We start from the raw sequence: 15049 nt of genomic DNA, 5'->3' as shown, positions 1-15049 counted from the left end.
CCGTCGCCCATGGCTGTGGCGGTCCGTGCGGACCGCCACATACTGCTCGGTAACGGTTACTTCACGAGGTCGGCGCGGAGGTCGTCGAGGACCAGGTTCGCGGCCGTGACACCGAGGCCGAGGTACCAGGTCTCGTCGGAGACGTTCTTGGCCCGGCCCTCCTTGACGGCCTTGAGGTTCTTCCACAGCGGGTTGGCCTGGGTGGTGTCGCGCTTGGTGGCCTTCACGTCGCCGTAGACACCGGTGAAGATCCAGTCGGCGTCGGCCTCGTCGATCTTCTCCGGGCTGATCTCCGCGGCGAGGTCGTCGATCTGCTGGTTCTTGGGCCGCGGCAGACCGACGTCCTCGAGGATGGTGCCGATGAAGGACGCCTTGGCGTAGAGGCGGATGCGGTCCGGCAGGTAGCGGACCATGGAGATGGTCGGCTTGTCGGGGCCGATGTCCTCGCCGAGCTTCTCGGCCTTCGCCTCGTAGGCGCCGAGCTCGCTCTTGGCCTTGGCCGTCTTGTCCAGCGCGGCAGCGTTGAGGAGGTAGTTCTCCTTCCAGGTGAAGCCCGGGCGGATGGAGAACACGGTCGGCGCGATCTTGGAGAGCGCGTCGTACTTGTCGGCGGCGCGCAGCTGGCTGCCGAGGATCAGGTCGGGCTTCAGGCCGGCGATCGCCTCAAGGTTGAGGTTGTTGATCGTGCCGACGTTCTTCGGGTTGCCCGCGTCCTTCTTCAGGTACGAGGGGATGGCCGCGTCGCCCTCGGAGGGGGCGTAGCCGACCGGCTTCACACCCAGCGACACGACGTTGTCGAACTCTCCGACGTCCAGCACGACGACGCGCTTGGGGGCGGACTTGATCTCCGTCTTGCCCATGGCGTGGGTGAGGGTCCGGGGGAACTCGCCGGCCTTGGCGTCCGTCCCGTACTCCGCCGTCTTCTTCGCGGCGTCACCGAAGTCCTTGCCGCCCGTGGCGACAGCCGCCTTCTTGTCGCCGCCGTCCGACTTGGCCGAGCCGCCCGACTCCCCGTCGCCGCTCCCGCAGGCCGAGAGGGAAAGGGCGGCGGCCACCACCAGGCCGACTGCGGCGGTGCCGCGGCGACGAAGGGACATCACTTGCTCCAGTTGTGAGGGACAAACGGGTATTTCTTAGGGCTGCCTAACCTTACCCACCAGCCTCATGGGCAGCACAGCCACCCCCTCCCCCTCAGGTGAATCCGGGCATCACCACCCTTATGTGTGAAGAGGTGGGTCTCGTGTTGTTCGGCAGGAAGTGCGAAAACTAGCTTCGGTTGCCGGAGGTGATCAGCCCATGACTGCCTGTGCAATCGAGAACGGGACCGCGGAGGCGACCGGGGCCACCGGAGACGCCGAGGTCCCCGGGGAAACGGTCCTGGAGGACAGCGCGCCGGACGACCCGCCGGACGGGGCCGGCGGACCGGGCGGCGCGCCCCTCGAAGCGGCCCCCGCCGCGCTGCCCGTCGCGCCCGCGTTCACGATCTCCGCGGACGGTTCGTACGCGGCCCGGCTCGCGCTCGCGAAAGTGGCGGCGGATCCGCCCGACGCGGCCGACGGGGCGGGCGAGGCGTGGTTCGTGGAGCGCTGGACGCTCGACGGACCCGAGCCGTACGCCGTACCGCTCCCCCTCGACCAGCCGGAGGAGCCGGACTCCGAGGTACTGCCACTGGCCGACGGGCGGGTGCTGATCCGGCGCCGGGTCGCGGACCGGCACACGGTGTCGCTGCTCTATCCCACCGGCCCGGGGACCGGTGAACTCCCGCTCGGCACCGTCGAATCCGCGGAGCTGACCCTGCTGCCGCCCTCACCGGACGGCGTGAGCGCGTACGCGCTGTCGGCCGGTGCGCGCGCCACCTCCGTCTGGCTGGTGGCGGGCGGCGCCTTCGGCCCCGAGCTGGTCGCGGAGGTCCCGGGGCGCTGCTCCGGCGGCGTCTGGCTGGACCGGGCGGGCCGGATGCTGGCCCTGGACCGGGAGATGCCGGGCGGCGGCCCGGTCAAGGCGGTCGCCGTGGACCTGGAGCGGGGCGGCGAGGTGACGCCGCTGCTGCAGATCGCCCCGGAAAGCAATGACCGGCTGCTGCTCGCCGACCCGGACAGCGGGCTGCTGCTGATCCGCTCGGACGCGCCGGGGCACGACCGGCTGGGGTGGGGGGTGCTCGGCAGCTGTCTGCCGGTGCGCTTCCCGGAGTGCCTGCGCCCGGCCGATGTGGCGGTGACGCCGTTCGCCGTGCAGCCGGGCCAGATGCTGATGCCGGAGAGCTGCGCGGTGGCGCTGCGGATCGACGGCGCGGCGGGCAGCTGGGTCGGGGTGTGGCGCCCGGCCGGGCGCCGGCTGCACCAACTCGCCGCCCCCGAGGGATGGCAGGCCGGCCACGGGGTTTGGTCCCGGGACGGTGTGCTCGGACTTCCGTACGCCGACGGGGACGTGGCGTGCGGGGTGGCCCTGCTGGAGGCTCCGGCGGACGACGAACGCGGGGTGTGGCCGTCGTCGGCGGCCGGCGCGGAAAGCGGTATGCAACCGTCCGCCGACGTCGCGCCTCTACCCGTGTGCAAGCCGGTTCCACTGGGGCAGGCGGCTCTCACGGGGCGCCTGGTGCCTGGTTAAGATCTGGGGCCCGGGCTACGCAGCCGTGCCCGACGGTCGCCGACGGTGACCGTGCCGGGTGCGACCGGCGTGATCGGCCCTGGTGACACACATATCTGAGCGATCGCAACGGGGTGACTTCCCACATGTCTGAAGCCCTAACCGACCCGACCCAGACGCGTCCGGGCGACGCCGACCGGGCCGAAGCCGGCGGCTCCGGAAAACACCGAGGGGGTGAGTCGATGGACGACGCGTCCGCACAGCCGCACGGTCGCCATCGCCGCCCCGACGAGGGGGACAGCCGGGCGGCCTGACCGCGCGGAACATCGACGAGGAGAACGAGGGACGGGTGGGCCCCGCCAGCCAAACGGCTGCCGGGGCCCACCCGTTCCCCCGTTCGACGTCGTCAGCCCCGCTTCAGGCCGAGCACCTCCGCCGCGGCGAAGGTCTCGTTCGGCGGGCGGTCCTCGTAGTACGGCGAGATCAGCTCGTCCAGTTCGTCGAAGGAGAACGTCTCCTTCGAGGAGTCGAACTTCGCCGCCACCCTGGGGCGTTCGACGATCGCGACCATCCCGCCGTGCACCACTAGCAGCTGCCCGTTGACCTTGGCGGCGGCCGGGGAGGCCAGATAGCCGACCAGCGGCGCGACGTGCTCGGGGGCGAGCGCGTCGAGCCGGCCGTCCGTCGGCTCCTGGAAGCCCGCGAAGACGTCCTCGGTCATCCGGGTGCGGGCCCGCGGGCAGATGGCGTTGGCGGTGACTCCGTACCTGGCCAGGGCCAGGGCCGTGGAGGTGGTGAGACCGACGATGCCGCCCTTGGCCGCCGCGTAGTTCGGCTGGCCCGCCGAACCGGCCAGGAACGCCTCGGACGAGGTGTTGATGATCCGTCCGTGGACCGGGCCGCCGGACTCCTTGGAGCGGGTGCGCCAGTGCGCGGCGGCGAAGTGCGTGGTGTTGAAGTGGCCCTTGAGGTGGACCCTGATGACCGAGTCCCACTCGTCCTCGGTCATCGAGAAGATCATCCGGTCGCGCAGGATGCCCGCGTTGTTGACCAGGATGTCGAGCTTTCCGTAGGTGTCGACGGCCAGCTCCACCAGGGCGCGGGCCTGTTCGTGGTCGGAGACGTCGCCGAGGTGCGCGACGGCCCGGCCGCCCGCGGCCCGGATCTCCTCGGCGACCTCCTCGGCGGGCGTCGCGGACGCCTCGCCGGAGCCGTCGCGGCCCGGCTGCCCGTAGTCGTTGACGACCACGGACGCGCCCAGCCCCGCCAGTTCCAGCGCTTCGGCGCGTCCGAGGCCGCGGCCCGCGCCGGTGACGATCGCGGACATGCCGTCCAGGGGAAGTGACATCGGAATCTCTCCAGTCCTCTCGGGAGGGGGCGGGGCGGTGGTCAGAGCTCGACGCAGGTGCGCAGCGACTCGCCGGTCCGCATCTGGTCGAGTGCGTCGTTGATCCCGTCGAGCCGCACCCGGTGGGTGATCATCGATTCGAGGTCGATCCGGCCGGCCCGCCAGAGTGCGATGGCCCGTTCGTACGAGCGGAGCACGTCGCCGCCCCCGTACATGGAGGGCAGGATCCGCTTCTCGTCGAAGAACAGCTCGAACATGTTGACCTGGAAGTTGTCGTCCATCGCGCCCGCGCCGACGACGCACAGGGTGCCGCCGCGCCGGGTGTTCTCGTACGCCGTGCGTGCGGTGGCCGACTTGCCGACGACCTCGAAGACGTAGTCGAAGCCCTCGCCCGCGGTGATCCGCTGCTTGGCGTCGGCGAACTCGTCGGGCGACACCGCCTCGGTCGCGCCGAACCGCAGCGCCGCCTCGCGCCGCGAGGCGACCGGGTCCACGGCCACGATCTGGGCGGCGCCCTGCACCCTGGCGCCCTGGATGGTGGAGATCCCGACGCCGCCGCAGCCGATCACGGCGACCGACGAACCGGCCTCCACCTTCGCGGTGTTGATGGCGGCGCCGAGCCCGGTGGTCACCCCGCAGCCGATCAGCGCGGCGATCTCGAACGGCACGTCGTCCGGGATCGGCACCGCGCAGCCCGCGCCGACGACGACCTCCTCGGTGAAGGTGCCGGTGCCCGCGAAGCCGAACACGTCGCCGCCGGGGCGCTTGAAGTTGGGGGTGCCCGCGTTCATGAAGCCGGCCAGGCAGAGCTGGGTCTGGCCGCGCTTGCAGGACGGACAAGCCCCACAGGCGGGCAGCCAGCAGACCAGCACCCGGTCCCCGGCGCTGAGACCGGTGACACCGTCGCCGACGTCCATGACCTCGCCGGCGCCCTCGTGGCCCGGGATGAACGGGGCGGGCTGCGGCAGCACGCCGCTCATCGCGGAGACGTCGGAGTGGCACAGCCCGGTGGCCCGGATGCGGAGCCTGACCTTGCCGGGGCCGAAGCCCACCGCCTCGACGTCGTCGAGTACTTCGAGTTTCTCCTGGCCTATCTCGTGCAGTACGGCTGCGCGCATTGGTGCGGCTCCCCTCATGGGCGTGTGGAACTGGGCCTGCGGAACTGGGCCTGTGGAACTGGGCCTGCGGTCCTCGTGGAGTCGGTCCGGGACGGGTCAGGAGTGTTCGACGAAGGTGTCGCCGAGAACCATGGCGTTGTCCCGCTCCACGGCCCTCACCTCGACCCGCACCTGGTTCTCGGACGTCCACATCTCGATGCGGAGGGTCTCGCCGGGGAAGACGATCCCGGTGAAACGGGTGCGGTAGGAGCGGATACGGGTCACATCGCCGCCGAGGACCGTGTCGGTGACGGCCTTGAGCGTGATGCCGTAGGTGCACAGTCCGTGCAGGATCGGCCGGTCGAAGCCGGCGAGCGCGGCGAATTCGGGGTCGGCGTGCAGCGGGTTCCAGTCTCCGGAGAGGCGGTACAGCAGCGCCTGGTCCGGCCTGATGGGACGCTGCACGATGTGGTTCGGGGCGATCGCGGGGTAGGCGGCCCGTTCGGACGGGCCGCGTTCACCGCCGAAGCCGCCCTCGCCCCGTACGTAGATCTGGGCGTCGTTGGTCCACAGCGGGCCCTCCTCGTCGGCGGCCTCGGTGCGCAGCACCAGCACGGCCGCCTTGCCCTTGTCGTACACCGCGGCGACCTTCGAGGTCACTTCGGCGCTGCCCTTCACCGGGATCGGCCGGTGCACCCGCACGCTCTGCCCGCCGTGCAGGACGGCGGCTAGGTCGATGTCGATGCCGGGCGAGGAGAGTCCGCCGACGACGCCCATGCCGGCGCCCGCGACGGTGGCGAAGGAGGGCAGCACCTGGAGCCGGGACTCCAGCGTGTAGCGCAGCTCGGCGGGGTCGGTCGCGGCATCGGGGCGGTCGGGGCCGAAGCCCGCGCCGATCCCGAGGTGGTAGAGCTGGACGTCCTTGTGGCCCCAGCTGATCCGGGTGGAGCGGGGTTCGGCGGCGAGAGCCTTTTCGGCATCAATGGGCATGGGAGAGCTGCTCCTTGATGGTGGGAAGACCTCGGCGCGGCCGTCCGCACCGTCGGCCGCACCGAGGTCGCTCGGGACCGGCCGCCACGCCCGTTCTAGAACGCGTTCTAGCCGATGAACCCATGTATAACGCAGTGCCCAGCGGTTGGGAAGACCACTGCTGACGTAGCGTCAGATTCCTTGGCGGGGCTGCCTCTCGATCCATGTCCGGATCATGCCGGGCCCTGTCCCCCGGTCATGACATATGTCATGGCGAAGTCCGTACGGACACATCTGCCGGGGTCCGTGGCGGTCTCCGTAACGTCGTGTCCATGACGCAGACAACGGGGAACGGAGCCGCGGTGGACCTCACCGGGGTGGTCAAGACCTTCGGCCGGGCGGAGCGCCGCGTACGGGCCGTGGACGGGATCGATCTGTCCATCGGCCGCGGCGAGACCGTCGCCCTGCTCGGCCGCAACGGCGCGGGCAAGTCCAGCACCATCCGGCTGCTGCTCGGCCTCGACCAGCCGGACTCCGGCACCGTGCGGGTGCTGGGCCGGAGTGCCGAACACGCGGTGCGGGACGGTCTGGTCGGTGCCATGCTCCAGGACGGGCGGCCCATCCAGCGGGTCACCGTCCGCGAGCTGGTCGACTTCGTCGCCTCGACCTACCCGGAGCCGATGCCGGTCTCCGAGGCGCTCGCGCTGGCGGGGCTGAGCGAATACGCGAACCGGCGCATCGACAAGCTCTCCGGCGGCCAGACCCAGCGCGTCCGCTTCGCCGTCGCGCTGGCCGGCAATCCGGAACTGATCGTCCTGGACGAGCCGACCGCCGCCCTGGACGTGGAGGCGCGCCGCACGTTCTGGGACTCGATGCGGGCCTACGCCCGGCGCGGCAACACCGTCCTGTTCTCCACCCACTACCTGGAGGAGGCCGACGAGAACGCCGACCGGATCGTCGTGATCGACCGGGGCCGGATCGTCGCGGACGGCACCGGCGACACGCTCCGGGGCTCGGCCGGCCGCGGCCTCGTCTCCTTCGACCTGGCGGGCCGCCCGACCGGGGGCCTGGAGCTGCTGCCCGGCGTGGTCACCGTCGAGGTGTCCGGGGACCGGGCGCTGCTGCACACCGACGACTCGGACGACACCGTCCGGGAGCTGGCCCGCCTGGACGCGATCCGCGGCCTCCAGGTCTCCCGGGCCACGCTGGAGGACGCGTTCCTCTCCCTCACCGCACCAGCCGCCACGACCGCTTCCGAGAGGGAGAACGTCTGATGTACCGCTACATCGTGCTCGAAATCCGCCGGACCCTGCGTGACAGTTCCTTCCTGATCTTCGGGACCGGCATGCCGGTGATGATGTACCTGCTCTTCACCAACATCGGCGGCGGCACCGACGTCGACGGCTGGAGGACCGCCTCGATGGTCGGCATGGCCGCGTACGGGGCGCTGGGCTCCGCCATGTCGATCGGTACAGGGGTCGCCTCCGACAAGACCCTGGGCTGGCTGGAGCAGTTGCGGGTCACTCCGCTCTCGCCCTCGCAGGCGGTCGTGGGCCGCGCGATCAGCGGTTCGGTGACGGTCCTGCCGACGATCTTCACGGTGCTGCTGGCCGGCGGGCTGGTCAACGGGGTACGGCTGGACGCCTGGCAGTGGATCGCGCTGGCGGTGCTGCTGTGGATCGGCGCGCTGCCGTTCACCATGCTCGGCCTCGGCAACGGCTACCGGCTCACCCCGCAGGGCACCGGGGTGGTCAACGTGGCCTGCCTGATGGGCTTCGGGGTCGTCGGCGGGCTGTGGTTCCCGCTGGAGCTGCTGCCCGGATGGCTGCGTTCCATCGGCAGGTTCACCCCGGCCAACCGCTTCGCCGACCTGGGCTGGGCGACCACCGAGGGCCACGCGCCCGGCGTCGGCACGGTCGCGGTGCTCAGCGCCTGGCTCCTGCTGTTCGGCACGTACGCCGTGGTCTCGTACCGTCGGTCCGCAAGGACCGTGTGAGTGGACCGTGTGACAGGAGGGGACATGGCCAGGAACCGGGCGGATGCGTGTGCGGAGGGGCGGCCGGGCCCGTGGTGGCGCCGGCGCAGGAGGGGCGAGGAGCGGCGCCCCGGCCCGCCCGGCCCGTACGCCCTGCTGCCCTGGCTGCTGATGGGGATGGGCTCCTTCTCCAATCTCTTCCAGGGCGAGGCGGCCAACCCCTGGCTCGGCGGTCTCGGGCTGCTCGCCTTCAACTCCCTCTACATCTCGGTGGTGTTCCGCTCCTTCGACAGGAGGAAGCGCGAGAGCCCGGTGTCGTACTGGCTGCTCGCCGCGATGGCCGCCATCACCCTCGCGCTGGCGATCGGCTACGGCGGGAGCTGGCTGCTGTTCTTCCCGCTGCTCTCGCTGGCCTGCGGCTCCGTCCTGCGCAACCGGCAACTGGCGGTCTGCATGCTCACGCTCGCCGCGGTCGCCACCTTCGTGGCGGTGTGGCGCGGCAACGGCGGCTCGGACCCGTGGACGATCGGTTACGGCACCTTCATCTCGGGTGCGGTGACGGCCGCGCTCCTCACCCTCGCGGAGACGGTGATGGAACTGCGCGCCACCCGGCAGGAACTGGCCCGTACCGCCGTCGAGAAGGAGCGGCTGCGCTTCTCCCGCGATCTGCACGATCTGCTGGGTCACACGCTCTCCGTGATCGTGGTCAAGTCGGAGGCCGCCCGCCGGCTCGCGCCGCGCGACATGGACGCGGCGCTCACCCAGGTCGCCGACATCGAGTCCGTCGGCCGGCAGGCCCTCACCGAGATCCGGGAGGCCGTCACCGGCTACCGGGAGGGCAGCCTGGCCACCGAACTGGACCGGGCCCGCTCCGCGCTGACCGCCGCCGGGATCGAACCGGTGCTCCGCCGCTCGGGACCGCCGCTCGCCCCGCAGACGGAGGCGCTGCTGGGGTGGGTGGTACGGGAGGCCGTCACCAACGTCGTACGCCACTCCCGCGCGACCACCTGCTCGTTCGTGGTCGAGGGCACGGCCGAACGGGTCCGGCTGACGGTCACCGACGACGGCCGCGGCCCCGACCCGGACGCCCCGGCCACGCCCGGCATCGGCGGCACCGGACTGACCGGGCTCACCGAACGCCTCGCCGCGGCGGGCGGCAGCCTGCGCGCGAGCCCGGGGCCGGAGCGCGGCTTCGTGGTCACGGCACAGCTCCCGGTGGACGAGGCGGGCCCGGCGGACGCGGCCGGCACTCCCGATACCGCCACGAGCCATACGCTGGGACGGTGAACGAGATGCCGCAGGACCACCGTCCGGCCAAGTCCGTACGTGTGCTGCTCGCCGAGGACCAGGGAATGATGCGGGGCGCGCTCGCGCTGCTGCTCGGTCTGGAGCCCGACATCGAGGTCGTGGCGCAGGTGGCCGCCGGGGACGAGATCGTGGACGCCGCGCTGCTGTCCCGCCCCGATGTGGCGCTGCTCGACATCGAACTGCCGGGCCGCAGCGGGCTGGACGCCGCCGCCGATCTGCGCGAGGAGGTACCGGACTGCCGGGTGCTGATCCTCACCACGTTCGGCCGCCCCGGCTATCTGCGCCGGGCGATGGAGGCCGGGGCGGCGGGGTTCCTGGTCAAGGACGGTCCGGTCGAGGAGCTCGCCGCCGCGATCCGCCGGGTGCTGGGCGGGGAGACGGTGATCGACCCGGCGCTGGCCGCCGCCGCACTCAGTGCCGGCCCGAGCCCGCTGACCGCGCGGGAACGGGACGCGCTGAACGCCTCGGTGGACGGGGCGACGGTCGCCGACATCGCGGCAAGGCTGCATCTGTCCGAGTCGACGGTGCGGAACTACCTGTCCGCGGCGATCGGCAAGACGGGGACCCGCAACCGGATGGAGGCGGTGCGGGCGGCGCGACAGCAGGGGTGGCTGTAGGGCCTGCGGCCCCGCGTCTCAGCGCCGGGCCGACCGGGCGCGGGCGGGCCTCTCGCCTCAGCGCCTGGCAGACCGGGCGCGCGGCAGCCAGAGCACCATCAGCAGCAGCCCGCCCAGCAGCACCGTGCCGGCCGTCCGGAAGGCGAGCGCGTACCCGGCCGTGAGCTCCTCCGGTCCGGTGCCGCCCGCGGTGCGGGCCGCCGCGACGGTGGAGAGCACGGCGAGACCGAGCGCACCGCCCATCGTGCGGGAGGTGTTGACGAGCCCGGAGACCAGACCGGCCTCGCCGGGGGCCGCGCCGGTGATGGCCAGCGAGGCGAGCGGCGTGGACGCCAGGCCCGCACCGGCCATCATCAGGATCCCTGGCAGGCAGACCGAGGTGAGGTACGAACCGTCGGCGCCCATCGTGGACTGCCAGCCGAAACCGGCCGCGGCGACCGCCGTACCGATGAGCGCCAGGTTCTTCGTGCCGGTCACGGCCATCACCCTGGGCGCGCACTTCGAGCCGAGAACGATCGCCAATGACGTGGGCATCAGGGCGAGTCCGGCCTCCAGCGGGCTGTAGTCCAGCACGGCCTGGGCGTACACGGTCATGAAGTACCACATCGAGAAGGTCGCCGAACCGATCACGAACATCGCCGCGTTGGCCGATGTCACCGCCCGCGCCCCGAGCACCCGCAGCGGCATCAGCGGCTCCGCCGTCCGGGCCTCCACCGCCACGAAGACGCCCAGCAGGGCCACCCCGCCGAGCAGCGGTGCCAGGGTCGCCGTCGCGGCCCACCCCGACTCCTCGGTCTGCACGATGCCGTACGCGACGCAGGCGAGGCCCACCGTGACCAGTACCGCGCCCAGGAGGTCGATCCGCCGCCGGTCCCCGGCCCGGCCCTCCACGAGCCGGACGGCGGCGCCGGCCAGAACCAGCACCCCGATGGGTACGTTGACCAGCAGCACCCAGCGCCAGGAGAGCAGATCGGTCAGCACCCCGCCGATCAGCCCGCCGGCCGCGCCGCCGCCCGCACCGACGGCCATCCAGGTGCCGATCGCCTTCGTCCTGGCCGGGCCCTCGGGGACGGCGGTGGTGAGCAGGGTCAGGGTGGCGGGGGCGAGCACGGCGGCGCCGAGCCCCTGCGCGGCGCGGGCGGCGAGCAGCTGCCAGCCCTCCTGGGCGAGCCCGCCGGCCAGGGAGGCGGCGGTGAACAGGCCGAGCCCTATGAGGAACATCCGCTTGCGGCCGTATATGTCCGCGGCGCGTCCGCCGAGGAGCATGAATCCGGCGAACGCGATCGAGTAGGCGTTGAGCACCCACTGGAGTCCGGCGGAGCTCATCTGGAGGTCGGAACGCATGGACGGCAGGGCGACGTTGACGACGGACACGTCGAGCACGACGAGGAACTGGCCGATGCAGGCGGCGAGCACCGCCGCCCAGGTGCGGGTGCTGGTCCGCTCTCGCGGCGGCGCGGGCGTGGTGACGTCAACCATGTCCGTCATACTCGCACCCGCGCATCGCCCCGTACATCGGTATTCGGGCCTACCGCCGCAGCAGCGTCACCACCGCCGCTCCGCCGAGCCCGATGTTGTGGGCGAGGCCGACCCGGGCATCCTTCACCTGCCTGTTTCCCGCCTCGCCCCTGAGCTGCCAGGTCAGTTCGGCGGTCTGGGCGATGCCGGTGGCGCCGAGCGGGTGTCCCTTGGAGATCAGCCCGCCGGACGGGTTGACCACCCAGCGCCCGCCGTATGTGGTGGCGCCCGACTCGACGAGCTTCCCGGACTCGCCCTCGCCGCACAGCCCGAGCGCCTCGTAGGTGAGGAGTTCGTTGATGGAGAAGCAGTCGTGCAGTTCGATGACGTCCAGGTCGGCGGCCGAGAGCCCGGACGCCTCGTAGACCTGCCGGGCGGCGGCCTGCGACATCGGCCGGCCCACGGCGTCGATGCAGGTCCCCGAGGCGAAGGAGTCGGTGGTGTCGGTGGTCATGGCCTGGGCGACGATCTCGACCGCCCTGTCGCCCAGGCCGTGGGTCTCGACGAAGCGTTCCGACACGACCACGGCGGCGGCCGCGCCGTCCGAGGTGGGTGAGCACTGGAGCTTGGTCAGCGGGCGGTGGACGGTCTTCGCGGCGAGTATCTCCTCGACCGTGTACGGGTCCTGGAACTGGGCGTACGGGTTGTTCACCGAGTGCCGGTGGTTCTTGGCGCCGACCGCGGCGAGCTGCGCCTCGGTCGTCCCGTACCGCTCCATGTGCTCGCGGGCCGCGTTGCCGAATATCTGGGCGGTGGGCGGGCTCATCTCGAAGCCGTGGGCGGCGGCCATGATCCCGTAGTGCCGGGCGACGGGTGACGTCTTGAAGTCGGCGGCACCGCCGTCCGCGCCACCACCGCCGAGCGCGCCGCGCGTCATCTTCTCGAAGCCGAGCGCGAGGACGCAGTCGCTGCCGCCGCCCTCGACGAACTGCCGGGCCATCATCAGGGCGGTGGAGCCGGTGGCGCAGTTGTTGTTGACGTTGTAGACGGGGATCCCGGTCAGGCCGAGTCCGTACACCGCGCGCTGACCGGCGGTGGAGGGCTGGAAGCAGTAGCCGACGACGGCCTGCTGGATCTGCTCGTACGTGACCCCGGCGTCGTCGAGCGCCGCCGTCCCGGCCTCCTTCGCCATGTCCCAGTACTGCCAGTCGCGGGTCTCGGGCTTCTCGAACTTCGTCATTCCGACGCCGACGACGTACGCCTTCATGAGCTTCATGGGCTTCATGGGCTTCATGGAAAGTCCCTTCAATCGCGCGGGAGGCCGAGAATGCGCTCGGCGACGACATTGAGCTGAACCTGGGTGGTGCCGCCCGCGATGGTCAGGCAGCGGGACATCAGGAAGCCGTGCAGGGCCCGCTCCCCCGGCCCCTCGCCGGCCGCGCCCGCCGGGCCGAGCAGTTCGAGGGCGAGTTCGGCGACCTTCTGCTGGTGGGTGGTCTGGACGAGCTTGCGGACGGAGGCACCCGCGCCGGGTTCGAGCCCGGAGACCTGCCGCATCGTGGTGCGCAGCCCGATGCAGCCCAGTGCGTGTGCCTCGGCGGCGAGTGCTCCGATGCGGGCCCGGCAGGCGCCGTCGAGTTCGCCGGAGCGGGCGATCAGCGCCTCCAGGCCGGTGTCGAAGGTCATCTGGTCGGCCATGTGGACGCGTTCGTTGCCCAGGGTGTTGCGGGCGACCTTCCAGCCGCCGGTGGGCTCGCCCACGACGGCGTCGGCGGGCAGCAGGACGTCGTCGAAGTACACCTCGTTGAAGAGGGCGTCGCCGGTGATCTCCTTCAGCGGCCGGATCCCGATGCCCGGGGTGTTCTTCATGTCGACGAGGAAGTAGCCGATCCCCTGGTGCTTGGGGGCGTCCGGGTCGGTCCTGGCGAGCAGGATCCCGTGGTCGGCCCACTGGGCAGCGCTCGTCCACACCTTCTGGCCGTTGATCCGCCAGCCCTCGTCGGTCCGTTCCGCCTTCGTGCGCAGCGAGGCGAGGTCGGATCCCGCGTCGGGCTCCGAGAACAGCTGGCACCAAAGGAGTTCGCCGCGCAGGGTGGGCAGCAGGTAGCGCTCCTGCTGCTCGGCCGTCCCGTGGGCGAGGAGCGAGGGCACCACCCAGGTGGCGATCCCGAGGTCGCTCAGCTTCACCCCTTGTTCCTTCAACTCCTGCTGGATGGCGAGTTGTTGTACGGGGCCTGCGCCCAGGCCGTAGGGGGCGGGGAGGTACGGGGCGGCGTAGCCGGTCGGTGCGAGGGTGCGGCGGACCGCCTTCGGGTCGAGGCCGCGGGCGGCGGCGACGGCCTCGCGCGCGGCGGCCCGGTGGGCGGCGGCGTCGGCGGGCAGTTCGAGGGCGAGCGAGCGGCGCGCGCCGCCCTCGGCCAGCCGGACGGCCCGCAGCCGGTGGCTGTCGCCGGTCCCCAGCAACTGGCGGGCCACCAGGGCCCGGCGCAGATACAGATGGGCGTCGTGCTCCCAGGTGAAGCCGATGCCACCGAGGATCTGGATGCAGTCCTTGGCGCAGCCGTACGCGGCGTCGAGGGCGTCCGAGGCGGCGAGGGCGGCGACCATGGACCGTACGTCCGGGTCCGTCTCCTCGTCGGCGGCGCGGGCCGCGTCCCACGCCAGCGCACGGGCCCGCTCGACGCGTACGAGCATGTCGGCGCAGAGGTGCTTGACGCCCTGGAACTGTCCGATGGGGCGGCCGAACTGTTCGCGCACCTTGGCGTGTTCGGCGGCGGTGTGCAGTGCCCTGGCCGCGGTTCCGCAGGCTTCGGCGGCGAGGAGGACGGCGGCCAGGTCGCGGACGCGGGTGGTGCTGGTCCGTACGAGGCGGCCGGCCGGGACGAGTACGCCTTCGGCGTGGACCTCGGCGGTGGGCCGGGTCGGGTCGGCGCCCCGGTGCGGGCGCGCGGTCAGCCCGGCGGTGGCGGAGTCGACGGCGAACCAGAGGGTGCCGGTGGCCGATTCGGCGGGCAGGAGCAGCAGGTCGGCCTCGGCTCCGGAGAGGATGGGCGGCGCCGTGCCGTCGAGCAGATGGCCGTCCTCGCGCTCGACGGCGGTGAGGGTGCCGGGTCCGAGGGCGACGGCGCCGATGCGCGTACCGGACGCGAGGTCGCGCACGAGGCCGGGCGGGCCCGCCGTGTGCAGTACGGCGGAGGCCAGGGCGCTCGACAGGTACGGGCCGGGGAGCGCGGCCCGGCCGGCCTCTTCGAGGACCACGGCCAGATCGAGGAGCCGGCCGCCCCCGCCCCCGTGCTCCTCGGGCAGATGGATGGCGAGCAGGCCCTGTCCGGCGAGCCCGTCCCAGTACCCGGGGCGCACGCCGGAGGTACCGGGCGGGTCCGCGTCGAGGAGTGCGCGGATCTCCTTCGGAGGTACGGCGCGCGCCAGCCAGCCCCGTACGGACTGCGCCAACTCCCTGTGTTCTTCGGTGATTCCGATGCCCATGCGGATCCTCGCCGGTCGCAGCCACTGGAACGGCGCAAGAGTAGAACACGTTCCATTCTGACGGAAGGTCAGATGACGGAGGGATCTCCGCGCGCTCCGGCCGAGTGCGCCGTAGTGCCCCCGTTCGCACCGCGTTCACCGGAATACCGCCGACACCGGGAAGGTTTCACGCTGCACACACTTGGCGGTCGGGCGCTGCCCGCCC

The 15049-nt window shown here is 72.0% G+C and carries 12 protein-coding genes; 5 read left to right on the top strand and 7 right to left on the bottom strand.

The window, feature by feature from the left end:
- Nucleotides 1–56: 56 nt before the first annotated feature.
- Complete coding sequence (locus OG842_RS27790) at nucleotides 57–1097, bottom strand: ABC transporter substrate-binding protein (protein ID WP_266737071.1); 1041 nt, start codon at nucleotides 1095–1097, stop codon at nucleotides 57–59.
- Nucleotides 1098–1296: 199 nt separating this feature from the next.
- Between OG842_RS27790 and OG842_RS27785 the strand changes: the two genes are divergently transcribed.
- Entirely contained in the window at nucleotides 1297–2607 is a 1311-nt protein-coding gene (locus OG842_RS27785; RefSeq protein WP_266737072.1) for a hypothetical protein, read from the top strand.
- Between the two features lie 385 nt (nucleotides 2608–2992).
- Here OG842_RS27785 and OG842_RS27780 read toward each other — a convergent pair whose 3' ends face one another.
- From OG842_RS27780 to OG842_RS27770, 3 genes are all read right to left on the bottom strand, one after another.
- Complete coding sequence (locus OG842_RS27780) at nucleotides 2993–3934, bottom strand: 3-oxoacyl-ACP reductase (RefSeq protein WP_266737074.1); 942 nt, start codon at nucleotides 3932–3934, stop codon at nucleotides 2993–2995.
- Nucleotides 3935–3975: 41 nt separating this feature from the next.
- On the bottom strand, nucleotides 3976–5052 hold the full coding sequence (locus OG842_RS27775) for a Zn-dependent alcohol dehydrogenase (protein ID WP_266737076.1): 1077 nt from the start codon (nucleotides 5050–5052) through the stop codon (nucleotides 3976–3978).
- Nucleotides 5053–5148: 96 nt separating this feature from the next.
- Entirely contained in the window at nucleotides 5149–6021 is an 873-nt protein-coding gene (locus OG842_RS27770) for a MaoC/PaaZ C-terminal domain-containing protein (protein ID WP_266737077.1), read from the bottom strand.
- Nucleotides 6022–6332: 311 nt separating this feature from the next.
- On the opposite strand from OG842_RS27770, the gene OG842_RS27765 reads away from it, so the two are divergent.
- The 4 genes from OG842_RS27765 to OG842_RS27750 are packed head-to-tail and all read left to right on the top strand — an operon-like array spanning nucleotide 6333 to nucleotide 9900.
- A complete protein-coding gene (locus tag OG842_RS27765; protein WP_266737079.1) occupies nucleotides 6333–7274 on the top strand; it encodes an ABC transporter ATP-binding protein in 942 nt (313 codons plus the stop codon).
- Nucleotides 7274–7996, top strand: coding sequence for an ABC transporter permease (locus OG842_RS27760; RefSeq protein ID WP_266737081.1), 723 nt, complete (start codon nucleotides 7274–7276; stop codon nucleotides 7994–7996). Before OG842_RS27765 ends, OG842_RS27760 begins: the two co-directional genes overlap by 1 nt.
- 24 nt (nucleotides 7997–8020) lie before the next feature.
- Complete coding sequence (locus tag OG842_RS27755) at nucleotides 8021–9262, top strand: sensor histidine kinase (protein WP_266737083.1); 1242 nt, start codon at nucleotides 8021–8023, stop codon at nucleotides 9260–9262.
- Nucleotides 9263–9267: 5 nt separating this feature from the next.
- Complete coding sequence (locus tag OG842_RS27750) at nucleotides 9268–9900, top strand: response regulator transcription factor (RefSeq protein WP_266737378.1); 633 nt, start codon at nucleotides 9268–9270, stop codon at nucleotides 9898–9900.
- A gap of 57 nt (nucleotides 9901–9957) precedes the next feature.
- On the opposite strand, the gene OG842_RS27745 is transcribed toward OG842_RS27750, so the two are convergent.
- From OG842_RS27745 to OG842_RS27735, 3 genes are read right to left on the bottom strand one after another with little or no spacing between them, the layout of a single operon-like run.
- Nucleotides 9958–11379 (bottom strand): MFS transporter, encoded by a 1422-nt coding sequence (locus OG842_RS27745; protein ID WP_401874337.1) that lies wholly within the window; start codon nucleotides 11377–11379, stop codon nucleotides 9958–9960.
- 49 nt (nucleotides 11380–11428) lie between these two features.
- Nucleotides 11429–12625: a lipid-transfer protein gene (locus OG842_RS27740; RefSeq protein ID WP_266737380.1), complete on the bottom strand. Its 1197-nt coding sequence runs from the start codon at nucleotides 12623–12625 to the stop codon at nucleotides 11429–11431.
- Nucleotides 12626–12663: 38 nt separating this feature from the next.
- Entirely contained in the window at nucleotides 12664–14844 is a 2181-nt protein-coding gene (locus OG842_RS27735) for an acyl-CoA dehydrogenase (protein WP_266737087.1), read from the bottom strand.
- Nucleotides 14845–15049 lie beyond the last annotated feature (205 nt).

Source organism: Streptomyces sp. NBC_00376 (genome assembly GCF_036077095.1).
Lineage (GTDB): Bacteria > Actinomycetota > Actinomycetes > Streptomycetales > Streptomycetaceae > Streptomyces.
This window is presented reverse-complemented; position numbering and strand designations above follow the sequence as displayed.

Bases quoted from the DNA above. Each gene is read 5' to 3' on its own strand.
- OG842_RS27790 (WP_266737071.1), bottom strand. From the start codon at position 1,097: ATGTCCCTTCGTCGCCGCGGCACCGCCGCAGTCGGCCTGGTGGTGGCC.
- OG842_RS27785 (WP_266737072.1), top strand. From the start codon at position 1,297: ATGACTGCCTGTGCAATCGAGAACGGGACCGCGGAGGCGACCGGGGCC.
- OG842_RS27780 (WP_266737074.1), bottom strand. From the start codon at position 3,934: ATGTCACTTCCCCTGGACGGCATGTCCGCGATCGTCACCGGCGCGGGC.
- OG842_RS27775 (WP_266737076.1), bottom strand. From the start codon at position 5,052: ATGCGCGCAGCCGTACTGCACGAGATAGGCCAGGAGAAACTCGAAGTA.
- OG842_RS27770 (WP_266737077.1), bottom strand. From the start codon at position 6,021: ATGCCCATTGATGCCGAAAAGGCTCTCGCCGCCGAACCCCGCTCCACC.
- OG842_RS27765 (WP_266737079.1), top strand. From the start codon at position 6,333: ATGACGCAGACAACGGGGAACGGAGCCGCGGTGGACCTCACCGGGGTG.
- OG842_RS27760 (WP_266737081.1), top strand. From the start codon at position 7,274: ATGTACCGCTACATCGTGCTCGAAATCCGCCGGACCCTGCGTGACAGT.
- OG842_RS27755 (WP_266737083.1), top strand. From the start codon at position 8,021: ATGGCCAGGAACCGGGCGGATGCGTGTGCGGAGGGGCGGCCGGGCCCG.
- OG842_RS27750 (WP_266737378.1), top strand. From the start codon at position 9,268: ATGCCGCAGGACCACCGTCCGGCCAAGTCCGTACGTGTGCTGCTCGCC.
- OG842_RS27745 (WP_401874337.1), bottom strand. From the start codon at position 11,379: ATGGTTGACGTCACCACGCCCGCGCCGCCGCGAGAGCGGACCAGCACC.
- OG842_RS27740 (WP_266737380.1), bottom strand. From the start codon at position 12,625: ATGAAGGCGTACGTCGTCGGCGTCGGAATGACGAAGTTCGAGAAGCCC.
- OG842_RS27735 (WP_266737087.1), bottom strand. From the start codon at position 14,844: ATGGGCATCGGAATCACCGAAGAACACAGGGAGTTGGCGCAGTCCGTA.